Raw genomic sequence first — 10,363 nt, forward strand, 5'->3', positions numbered from 1 at the left:
GGGCTGGATCCAGCCGGCTCAGGATCGACACATGGAAACTCACCTCAGCAGCCGTCCGGCCCCGACCGCGGACGAGTCGCTCGGCGTCGTCCTCTGGTTGCGCATCCTCACCACCGATCTGTCCGTCGCGCTGCCCTTCTACCAGCAGCTGTTCGGCTGGACGTACACACAGGACGACCCGCTCCGGTACACCATCTACAACGTCGACCACGGGCTGGGCGCGATCATCGGCGGCCAGCCGCGGCCGTCCGCGCCCAACGTGGTGCTCTACGTGGCCGTCGACGACCTCCGCGCGAAGATCGCGCTGGCGCAGTCGCTGGGCGGCACGGTCGTCAGCGGCCCGGTCGTGCTCAGCCCGACCACCGCGTACGCCGACGTGAAGGATCCGACCGGCACCGTGATCGGGATGTTCACGAGCTCTTGGACGGGCTGACCGGCCGGCTATCCGGCGGCGCCGACGGTGTGCAGCCGGGACAGGGCGGAGGCCAGCGCGGTCCGGTCGGCCGCCGCCGGGCCGGGTGCGGGTGGCAGCGTGCAGAGGACCTCGGTGCCGCCCGCCCGCACGGCGGGGTGCCGCCGGGCCAGCGTGGTCAACCCCGCACCCGGACCGGTCTCGACGAGCAGATGGTCGCCCGTGGACAGCAGCGCGTCGAGCGCCGGCCAGAACAGCACCGGCGCGACCGGTTGCCCGGCCCAGAACGCCGGGTCGGCCACGTCCGAGGCGCTCAGCACGGCCCCGGTGTAGGCCGAGTAGACCGGGATCCGGGGCGAACGCGGCCGGATCGCCGCGAACACGGCGTCGGCACCGCGAGCCGCCTCGGCCAGCACGGGGCTGTGGAACGGGCTCAGCGACGGCACGCGTCGCCAGGTGATGCCGTCCGCCCGCAGCTTCTCCCCCACCGCGGCCAACGCCTCGGCCGGGCCGGCGAGCACGGTCTGCCGGGGCGCGTTCAGCGCACCGACGACCACGCCGTCGCCCAGGAAGGGCGCCAGCCGTTCGGGCGTGGCGGCCGCGGCCAGCATCCCACCGGGCGGACCGTCGGCCAGCCGCGTGACCCGGTCGGCGACCACACGTGCCGCGTCGGCCAGGGTGAACACACCGGCGATGGTGGCCGCGGCCAGCTCGCCGATGCTGTGGCCGAGCAATGCCACCGGGCGCACGCCGCGATCGAGCAGTACCCGGCCGACGGCATAGTCGACGGCGAACAGCAGCGGCTGGGAACGGGTGACGTGGTCCAGCGGGACGGTCGGTTCACCGGCGCGCCAGTCGGCGCGCAACCGGTCTCCCAGCGGCCCCATGGCGGTGAACACCGCCTCCACCGCCCGGGTGAACACCGGTTCGTGGCCGTACAGGCCGGCGCCCATCCGGGCGTACTGCGAGCCCTGGCCCGGCAGCAGCAGCGCGACGGGCCGGCGGGCGGGATCGGTACGGGTCATGACCGAACCGTCCCAGGAGTCACTCGACGCGCGCTGGGGCCGGCCAACGGCGCCCGTCGAGCCGCCCACAACGACGAGTCAAGCCCGATACGCCAATTTCGACAGGTCCAACCATCTCGCTACGAGGAGGCAGGTGTGTCACCATCCCAGACCGCTCAGGGCACCGCCCTGACCCGGCGCTCGGCGCTCGGCGCCGTCATCGCCGTCGGCGCGGCGACCGCTCTCACCCGGCCGGGCGCGGCTCAGGCCGCCGGCGGCCGGCTTACGGCCGCCGAACTGGCGACCGCCATGGAGCAGGCGGCCACCGGTCCCGGCGACATCGTCTTCTGGCACATCCGCACCGCCAACCTCAAGGTGGCCCTGCGCTTCTACCAGACCCTGTTCGGCTTCGCCTGGCAGTTCCAGCAGGTCGACGCCGGAACCTACGTGATCCTCATCCACGGCCTGCCGGCCGGTGCCATCGTGGGCGGCCAGCCCCGGCCGCGAAACTCCAACGCCGTCCTCTACATAACGGTGGACGACCTGCGCGCCAACATCTGCAAGGCCGAGCGGATGGGCGGCCGTGTCGTACTCGGCCCGGAGATCATCTTCGAGGGACAGGCGTTCGTGTCGATGGTCGACCCGACCGGCAACGAGTTCGGCATGTTCGGCGCCTACACCGAGGCCTGACGCCCACACGAGCGGTGCCCCGCGGCCGTGGCCGCGGGGCACCTTTCGTGGCGACCGGCGAGCTATCCGGGGGACCGGCCGCCACCGTCGAGGAGCCGGTCCAGGACGCCGGCCAGGGTGGCCTGCGGGTCGTCGACGGCGGTGGGGCTGCGCCAGGCGACGAACGCGTCCGGGCGCACCAGCACCGCCCCGTCCGGGGCGAGCCCCGCGGTCTTCGCCCAGACGGCACCGTCGGGCTCGTCGAGGTCGCCGCCCGGGCCGACCCGGTACCCACGCACCGCGACGCCGCGCCGGGCGGAGACGGCCTCGGCCGCCGCGCACCACGCCCCGCCCTCCGGGCCGGTCAGCAGCACGAAGCCCGGTGCGACGACGTCCAATGTGGACACCCGCTCGCCGGACCGCCACACCCACGCGTGCGGGACCCTGGTGCCCGGCGTGCCGTCCAGGTTGCGCTCGACGTCGTCCCACGACGGCGCCTCGGCCCTGGCGTCGATCACCGCGCCCTCGGCGTACTGCACGCCGAGGCTGGTCACCAGCGGGTCGGCGATGCGCACCTCGGCGCGCTGTTCGGTACTGGACGTCCAGTGCAGCTCCAGGTGCTCGAAGCGGCGCAGCGCCTGGTCGCGGGTGAACCGGGCGACCGGCATCCGCTCGGCCTGGTAGCTGTCGAGCAGGCTCCGGGAGGCCGTGCCGCGCAGCACCATGGCCAGCTTCCAGGCCAGGTTCTGCGCGTCCGCGACCCCGGTGCTCATCCCGAACGCGCCGATCGGCGGGATGGTGTGCGCCGCGTCGCCGGCCAGGAACACCCGGCCGACCCGCATCCGGTCGGCCAGCCGGCCGGACATCTGCCAGCACACCACGCTGACGATCCGCACCGGCAGCCCGGGCACCCCGATCGCCGCCTCGACGAGCCGCCGGCACCGCTCGACCGGGTAGTCGGCGGTGGTCTCCTTCTCCGCGTCGAAGCTCACGTGGTACACCCAGCGGGACCGGTTGTCGATGGACAGCAGGATGCCCTCGGAGTCCGGGTTGCGCACCTCGCAGAACGCGAACTCGTTGCCGCGCACCAGATCCGCCAGGTCCGCTTCGAACAGGATGTTCAACATCGGGTGGCCCAGCTTGTCCCGGCCGTTGGTGCCGACGCCCAGCAGCGACCGCACGGCGCTGCCCGAGCCGTCGGCGCCGACCAGGTAGCCGGCCCGCACGGTGCGGGACTCGCCCGTCCGCACGTCCGACAGCTGAGCCGTCACGCAGGTCTCGTCCTGGGTGAACGACACCAGCCGGGTGCCGAACGACACCCGGGCACCGCCCGCCGTCGCGGCCTCCAGGAGCACCCGGTCGATCTGGTCCTGCGCGCACGGCCCGATGTCGGTGGGGCTGACCCGCCGGGTCGCCTCGGCCACGTCCACCGGCGGCGTGGGGATCCGGCGGGCGGTGGCCAGGTCCGTGCCGGCCAGTGTGGTCACGTGCACCTTGCCGTGGCTCGGCGCGAGATCGGCGCTGGCCGCGGCGAGTTGGTCGGCGAGGCCGAGTTCGCGGAAGAACTCCTTGACCCACGGCTGCACCCCGGTCGCCCGCGGATGCACCGACGTGCTCCCGTGCCGCTCGACCAGCAGCGCCGAGACCCCCTGCCACGCCAGCGCCGCCGCCGTGGCCAGTCCGACCGTGCCGGCGCCGACGATCAGCACCGGGACGTTGTTCTGCGGCATCGGCCGCACCTCCCTTTCGGCATCGCCGTTCACGCGGCCACCGGCGCGGTCACCGCGATCGGCAGCCCCTGGTAGTGCGCACCGGTCTCGTGGTTGTCGATGTGCTCGAAGAAACCCGGGCGCGCGTGGAACACGTACTCGACCGGCTCGCGGGCCGGCGGCCGGGTCTGCGGACCGGCCCATTCGGCGACCGCGCGGGCCAGGTCGGAGGAGAACCGGCGCGGCTCGCTGACGTACGTCGGCTCACCGTCCACATCGGACAGTCGCCACCCCGGCGGCGGCTGCTCGCCGGGAAGCACGTAGCGGGGCCGGCAGGACGCCTCGTACACATACAGCTCGTGCGCGAAGACCCGCCACGCCGAGGGGAAGGAGGGCACCATCTCGTCCCGCCACCAGGCCTGGATCACCTCCTCCAGTTCCGGCCGGGTGAACAGGGCCCGCAGCGCCGCGGCGATCGCCGGCGACTCGGCGAGCACCGGGATCCGTTCCCGGAACTCGACCACCACCGGGTCCGTCGCCGCCTCGAACGCGTCGACCAGGCTGCGGATCAGCTCGGACTGCGTGCGCCCGGTCAGGTCCCGGACCGGCTGCCACACGTGCCGCAGGTACTGGTTCTCGCCCAGTACCCGGGCCCAGAACACGAAGCGCTGCATGGCCAGGTGCTCGGTCAGCGTCGCGCTGCGGTTGGCCAGCACGTACTCGAAGTCGTCGGACTCGCCGCGGATGGTCACGAAGCCGTGCTGGTCGCGGCGCTCGGTGTAGGAGGTGTTCGGCAGCAGCAGCAACGGATACACCGCGATCCGCGACACCCGCGCCGCCAGCCGGTCGTACCCGTCGAGGAACGACTGCGGCGTCTCGCCGGGCGCGCCCCAGATCAGCTCGGCGTAGCAGTCCAGGCCCTCCTCGGCGAGCCAGGTGACCAGGCTCTCCCACTGGTTGACCCGCATGTTCTTGCGGGCCATGTCGGTGAGCGCCTGGTCGTCGAGGGTCTGCAGGGCCAGGGTGAACGAACTCTTGAAGCCGTGCCGCTTCAGCTCGGAGACGATCTTGGCGAACCGGGCCGACTTGTTCTTCGCCCAACTGGTCTCCAGCGCCCGCGGGAAGCCGTGCCGTTCCCGCGTCTTGATCAGCGTCTCCACGAACGTCTCGTCGGTCTCCAGCAACCCGAAGTTGGCGTCGCACAGCACCACCGTCGGCACCTGGTGGAACCCGAAGATGTCCAGCTCCTCGGCCAGCCGGTCGGGGGAGAACGCCCGCACCTTCTGCCCGACCGCGCCGCCCCAGTAGCAGAACGCGCACTTGTAGGGGCAGCCCCGGTTGGTCTCCATCAACGCCACGTCGTACCGGAACCGGCCGGCGTGGTCGGTCATCGGGAACGACCGGGCCAGGAACGGCGACGGGATGATGTCGAGGTCGGCGATGCGCTCCCGGTCGGGCGTGGTGTGCACCGAGCCGTCGGGCAGCCGGTAGGACAGTCCCTGCACCCCGGCCGGCTGCAGCTCGCCGGGGTGCTCCAGCAGGTACGTGACCAGGTCCCGGAAGATGAACTCGCCCTCGCCGTTGACCACCACGTCGACCACCGGGAAGTCGCGGAACACCCGCTCGGCCTGGTACGCCACGTGGTTGCCGCCGAACACCACGACGCCGCGCGGGTTGAGCTGCTTGAACGTCTCCGCGAGGCAGCCGAAGTTGCGGTAGTTCCAGCCGAGGACGGAGAACGCCAGCACGTCGGGCGCGCCGTGACGGAACAGCGTGGCCGCCATGTCGGTGAGCGCCTCACCGCCGCGGAAGTTACGGATCGACGAGTGGACCTCCGCGGCGAGGTCCTGATCCGCGTCGAGGGTCGCCTTGAGGTAGCCGGCGGCCAGCGGCATCGAGTCGAGCGGCATGTCCCAGGCGCCCTGCTGGACCAGGCGAACCTCCAACATGAATCACGGCCTTTCCCATCGGGCTGCGTCAGCGCGTGAGCGCGAGCGCGGCGCGGTCGAGTATCTGGCCCAGAGCGCGTTCCAGAACGGCTCCGGGCTCGGGAGACGGGCCCGGCGAGCGCCAGGCGACGAAGTTGTCCGGCCGCACCAGCAGCGCTCCGGACGGTTCCAGACCGGCGGTGGCCGGCCACCGCCCGCCCGGGTCGGTGAGCCCGTCGGCGCCGACGCGGTGGGCGGTCAGCGGCACGCCGGTGCGGGCCGCGAGCGACCGTGCGGCGTCGCACCAGTCGGCGCCGTCCGGACCGGCGATGACGGCGAAGCCGGTGCCGGCCAGGTCCAAAGTGGACAGTTGCCGGCCGGAGCGGTCCAGCCAGGCGTGCGGCACCCGGCTGCCCGGCGAGCCGTCCAGGTTGCGCTCGACGTCCTCCAGCGAGGGCAGCTCCGCTCGCGGGTCCACCACGGCGTCGGACACGTACTGGTAGCCGATTCCGGTCACCAGCGGGTCGGCCATCCGCAGCCGGGTCCGCTCCCGCGCCCGGGCGGCGTCGAAGTGCACGTCGAGGTGCTGGAAGCGGAGCAGTGCCTGCTCGCACGTCAGGCGGGCCACCGGAAGCCGTTCCGGTTCGTAACTGTCGAGCAGCCGCGGGCCGGCCCGGCCGGTCACCACCAGGGCCAGTTTCCACGCGAGGTTGTAGGCGTCGGCGATGCCGGTGCTCATGCCGAACGCGGCGACCGGCGGGATGACGTGCCCCGCGTCGCCCACCAGGAAGATCCGATCCTCCCGGATCCGGTCGGCCACCCGGGCCGACATCTGCCAGGGCAGTCGGGCCAGCACCTCCACCGGCGCGTCGGGCAGGCCGATCGCGGCCCGCACCAGGTCCTCACACCGCCGCAGCGGGTAGTCGTCCGCGGTCTCCCGGTCCGGGTCGTAGGTCAGGTGGAACACCCACCGGTCCCGGTTGTTGATCGTCAGCAGCAGCCCCTCGAACGCCGGGTTGCGCACCTCGGCGAAGGCGAACTCGTGCCCCCGCACCAGGTCCGCCAGGTCGACGCGGCAGAGCAGGTTGATCATCGGCCGGCTGAGCTTGCGCGGCCCGGTCATCCCGATGCCCAGCAGGTCGCGGACCCGGCTGGCGGAGCCGTCGGCGGCCACCAGGTACCTCGCGTGGACCCGGTACCGGCGCCCGCTCTCCCGCTCGCGGACGGTCGCGGTCACCCCGTCGGCGTCCTGCACGACGTCCACCAGTTCGGTGCCGAACCGCACCCGGGCGCCCGCGGCGGTGGCCGCCTCCAGCAGCACGCCGTCGATCTGGTCCTGCGCGCACGGGCCCGCGTCGGTGGGGCTGATCCGCGCGGTCACCTCGACCATCGCCGGCGGCGGGGTCGGCACCCGGGGCACGGTGCCCAGGTCGTCGCCGGCCAGCGAGGTGATATCGATCTTGGAACGGCTCGGCGCCAGGTCGGCGCTGGCCTCCCGCATGCGCTCGGCCAGGCCCATGCTGCGGAAGAACTCCTTGGCCGGCGGCTGCACGCCGGTGGCCCGCGGATGGATGGACGTTCCCGCATGCCGCTCCACCACCAGCGGCGTGACGCCGTACCGCGCCAGCGCGACGGCGGCGCTGAGTCCCACGGTGCCGCCTCCGACGACGAGGACCGGCTCGTCGTGCTCCGGCGGTCGCTCCCGGTCCGCGCTCATTCGCACGCCGCCTGCACGATGCTGGACGAGTGCACGCCGCTCCACTGTGGACGGATCGGGCGTACCCGCGTCAGCGTGAACCCGGCGGCGGCGAGCAGCGCCCGGAAGTCCTCCTCGGACCGCTCCGCCGCACCGGTGTTGATCATCATGTTGACGTCGCCCCGGGTCGCGATCTGGCTGGTCGCCGACGCGTCCACCCGCGCCGGGTAGACGCCCTCGACCAGCAGCAGCACGCCGTCCGGGCGCATCGCCTTGCGACAGTTGGTCAGGATGGCGACGCTGTGCTCGTCGTCCCAGTCGTGGATGACGTTGTTCAGCAGGTAGACGTCGCCGCCGGTGGGCACCGAGGCGAAGAAGTCACCGCCGACCGTCTCGCACCGGTCGGCCAGCCCGACGGCGGCGATCCGCTCGTTCGCCGTCGCCACCATGTCGGGCAGGTCGAACAGGATGCCCCGGGTCGTCGGCGCGGAGCGGAGGATCGCCTCGAGAACGAGGCCCTGCCCGCCGCCGACGTCGACCACCGTGCCGGCGCGGCCGAAGTCGAACGCCTGCGCGACCGCCCCGGCGGTGTAGGTGGCGAAGAACACCATGGCCTTGCGCAGCAGTTCCAGCATCTGCGGCGGGATCTGCGCGAACGGGTCCGCGGCGCCGCTGCGGGAGAACGCGGAGCGGCCCTCCTGCACGCACTCGGCCAGCCCGGACCAGCGGTGCTGGTTGCCCGGGCCCGCCAGGAACATCGCCATGGCGTGCAGCGAGTCGGGGATGTCGGTGCGCAGGTGCCGGCCCATCGGGGTCAGCTCGAACGTGTCCGGCGCCGGCTCGGCCAGGATCCCCGTGCTGACCAGGAGCCGCAGCAGGCGCAGCAGGTAGGGCGGGTGGGTGCCGGTCGCCGTGGCGAGCGCCCGGTGGTCGCGGACGCCGGCCGCGACATGGTCGGCGATCCCGAGCTTGGCCGCCACGTGCGCGGCGCTGGACGCCTGGTGCGCGGTGAGCGTCTGGTACAGAGCGAGCGCGGGCGTCGGCGTCTCGTTCGCCGCTGCCGCGCCCACCGGTGGCTGTGTCATGCGAAGTCCTCCCGTCGGCTGGCCACGCCCACGGTCGACCCCCGCTCTTGACGGACCCTCGAACCCCGCTTGAAGTGGCTACGGCATCCGCAGTCCGGCCGCGCGGGCCGCCGCCGCGAACACGTCGACGGTGTCGGGCAGCGCGGCCACCGCGGCGGCGTAACGGTCGCGGGCGGCGGCCATCCGGTCCTGCGTCGGCCGGTCGTACAGCAGCGCGGTCAGCGTGGCGACCACACCCGCCTCGTCGAGGATCTCGGCGTGGGAGACCGCGTCCAGGAACGGGTTCGCGGCCAGCAGCGGGCGCATGAACTCGAAGAAGGACATCGGCCACAGCCGGAACGGGTGCACCGGGCCGACCCGGTCCAGCCACCCGCGCACCGTCGGGCCGAGCCCGCCCAGTTCGGCGTCCAGCCGGTCGGCGTCGCCGTCGGCGGCCACCGTGTAGCGGTTGGTCAGCACCAGTCCGGCGACGTCGGCGAACACCGAGCGCAGCAGCGTCATGGCCGGCGGCGTCAGCGCCACCACCGCGTCGGCGGCGCCGAGCAGCGCCGAGTACCGCCGCGCCGAGCACGGCGGGAGCGCGTGCGTCCGCCCGGCCGGCAGGCCGCGCAGCGCGTCGGGAACGTTTCCGACGAGGACGAAGTGCGTGCCGGCCGGTAGCTGGCGCAGATAGCCGGCGAGCAGGTCCGGCGTGTGCGTGGCCAGCCGCACCACCGAGTCGTGCGCCGGCCGGCCCGACGGTTGCTGCCAGCCGGAGATGGGCAGCAGCACCATCCGGTCACCGTCGTCGATGCCCAGCGACCCGCGCACCTCGCGGCGCCGCGCCGCGCCGATGCGGTCGGTCTCGGCGAGCAGCCGGTAGGGGTACCCGGCTCCCCGACGTTCCAGGTGCGACAACGGCACCGGGTGCAGCCGGGCCGGCATGTCGAGGAGCTTCGGGTTCACCGGCCGGCGCAGGCCGGGTGCGATGTCGATGGTGAAGTCGGTGCGGTCCCACTCCCACTGGTCCACCGGGATCACCGGCAGCCCGTACCGGTAGATGAACCAGGGGTCGAGGTGGAACTGTCCCTCCGCGATGACCCAGTAGGTGAAGTAGTCGGCGAGGATCAGCCCGGTCGGCCGGAACTGCGCGACCAGGTCGTCGACGACCGGGTACAGGGCGTCGCCCATCGACGGTTCGACCACCGTGTACGGGTGGCCGCTCTCGCGCAGCATCGCCTCGGCACCGGGCAGCACGACGAAGTGGCTCTTCGCGCCGGCCGGCTCCAACTGCCGGGCCAGCGACAGCGCGATCACCACCTCGCCGAGGCCCTGCGGAGTCAGCACGAAGTACAGCAGTCGCATTTCCCAGCTCCTCGCGAAAGCGGTGATTCAGGCGTCTGCGCAGTCGACCCACGTGCGCGTGCGCGCCGCCCGGGCCACGGCGTCGAGCACCGCCTGTGCCCGGTGGCCGTCGGTCAGGTCGGGCACGCCGGGCGGCCGGCGCCCTTCGACCGTGGCCAGCAGGTCGGCCACCTGCCGGTCGGCCGACCAGTCGGTCACCGCCATCAGCTCCGGGAACGAGCCGGTCTCGGCGTCGCCGACGTCCGGCCCGGCCGGGCGGATCACCTCGGGGCCGCTCCCCTGCCGGCCGAGCACCACCTCCATCGGCCGGTCGGAGGTGTAGGCGAGCGTGCCGCGGGTCCCGACCAGGTCGAGCTGGTTGTGGTAGCGGTGGTACGGGCTCGCCGGCAGCACCCGGCTCAGCACCAGGGTCGCGTGCGCCCCGGCACCGCCGGCCGCGCCCGCACCGCCGGCACCGCCGGCCGCGCCCGCACCGCCGGCACCGCCGGCCGCGCCCGCACCGCCGGCACCGCCGGC

Annotated in this window: 9 protein-coding genes; 2 read left to right on the forward strand and 7 right to left on the reverse strand. The window is 73.3% G+C overall.

The window, feature by feature from the left end; genetic code table 11:
• The first annotated feature begins 31 nt into the window (after positions 1 to 31).
• On the forward strand, positions 32 to 433 hold the full coding sequence (locus Vau01_RS39465; RefSeq protein WP_204004636.1) for a VOC family protein: 402 nt from the start codon (positions 32 to 34) through the stop codon (positions 431 to 433).
• A gap of 8 nt (positions 434 to 441) precedes the next feature.
• On the opposite strand, the gene Vau01_RS39470 is transcribed toward Vau01_RS39465, so the two are convergent.
• Positions 442 to 1,437 (reverse strand): acyltransferase domain-containing protein, encoded by a 996-nt coding sequence (locus Vau01_RS39470; protein ID WP_204004638.1) that lies wholly within the window; start codon positions 1,435 to 1,437, stop codon positions 442 to 444.
• Positions 1,438 to 1,572: 135 nt separating this feature from the next.
• Here Vau01_RS39470 and Vau01_RS39475 point away from each other — a divergent pair, with 135 nt between their 5' ends.
• The gene (locus Vau01_RS39475) at positions 1,573 to 2,106 is read left to right on the forward strand and encodes a VOC family protein (RefSeq protein ID WP_204004640.1); all 534 of its coding nucleotides are present in this window, start codon (positions 1,573 to 1,575) and stop codon (positions 2,104 to 2,106) included.
• Positions 2,107 to 2,168: 62 nt separating this feature from the next.
• Here Vau01_RS39475 and Vau01_RS39480 read toward each other — a convergent pair whose 3' ends face one another.
• The 6 genes from Vau01_RS39480 to Vau01_RS39505 form a co-directional block, all read right to left on the reverse strand.
• On the reverse strand, positions 2,169 to 3,815 hold the full coding sequence (locus Vau01_RS39480; RefSeq protein ID WP_204004642.1) for an FAD-dependent monooxygenase: 1,647 nt from the start codon (positions 3,813 to 3,815) through the stop codon (positions 2,169 to 2,171).
• A gap of 29 nt (positions 3,816 to 3,844) precedes the next feature.
• Positions 3,845 to 5,743 carry a KedN5 family methylcobalamin-dependent radical SAM C-methyltransferase gene (locus tag Vau01_RS39485; protein WP_204004644.1) on the reverse strand — a complete coding sequence of 633 codons (1,899 nt, stop codon included), beginning with the start codon at positions 5,741 to 5,743 and terminating at the stop codon, positions 3,845 to 3,847.
• Between the two features lie 28 nt (positions 5,744 to 5,771).
• A complete protein-coding gene (locus Vau01_RS39490; protein ID WP_239152216.1) occupies positions 5,772 to 7,439 on the reverse strand; it encodes an FAD-dependent monooxygenase in 1,668 nt (555 codons plus the stop codon).
• Entirely contained in the window at positions 7,436 to 8,503 is a 1,068-nt protein-coding gene (locus tag Vau01_RS39495; RefSeq protein WP_204004647.1) for a methyltransferase, read from the reverse strand. The genes Vau01_RS39490 and Vau01_RS39495 overlap by 4 nt, the downstream gene beginning before the upstream one ends.
• Before the next feature lie 78 nt (positions 8,504 to 8,581).
• Positions 8,582 to 9,847 (reverse strand): DUF6365 family protein, encoded by a 1,266-nt coding sequence (locus Vau01_RS39500; RefSeq protein ID WP_204004649.1) that lies wholly within the window; start codon positions 9,845 to 9,847, stop codon positions 8,582 to 8,584.
• A 27-nt stretch (positions 9,848 to 9,874) separates the two neighbouring features.
• Positions 9,875 to 10,363: Gfo/Idh/MocA family oxidoreductase (locus Vau01_RS39505; RefSeq protein ID WP_204004652.1), on the reverse strand; the 489-nt coding region annotated here is incomplete at its 5' end.

The organism is Virgisporangium aurantiacum (assembly GCF_016863635.1).
GTDB lineage: Bacteria > Actinomycetota > Actinomycetes > Mycobacteriales > Micromonosporaceae > Virgisporangium > Virgisporangium aurantiacum.

Excerpts from the sequence above, each read along its gene's own strand:
- Vau01_RS39465 (WP_204004636.1), top strand. The coding sequence starts at position 32 with ATGGAAACTCACCTCAGCAGCCGTCCGGCCCCGACCGCGGACGAGTCG.
- Vau01_RS39470 (WP_204004638.1), bottom strand. The coding sequence starts at position 1,437 with ATGACCCGTACCGATCCCGCCCGCCGGCCCGTCGCGCTGCTGCTGCCG.
- Vau01_RS39480 (WP_204004642.1), bottom strand. The coding sequence starts at position 3,815 with ATGCCGCAGAACAACGTCCCGGTGCTGATCGTCGGCGCCGGCACGGTC.
- Vau01_RS39485 (WP_204004644.1), bottom strand. The coding sequence starts at position 5,743 with ATGTTGGAGGTTCGCCTGGTCCAGCAGGGCGCCTGGGACATGCCGCTC.
- Vau01_RS39490 (WP_239152216.1), bottom strand. The coding sequence starts at position 7,439 with ATGAGCGCGGACCGGGAGCGACCGCCGGAGCACGACGAGCCGGTCCTC.
- Vau01_RS39495 (WP_204004647.1), bottom strand. The coding sequence starts at position 8,503 with ATGACACAGCCACCGGTGGGCGCGGCAGCGGCGAACGAGACGCCGACG.
- Vau01_RS39500 (WP_204004649.1), bottom strand. The coding sequence starts at position 9,847 with ATGCGACTGCTGTACTTCGTGCTGACTCCGCAGGGCCTCGGCGAGGTG.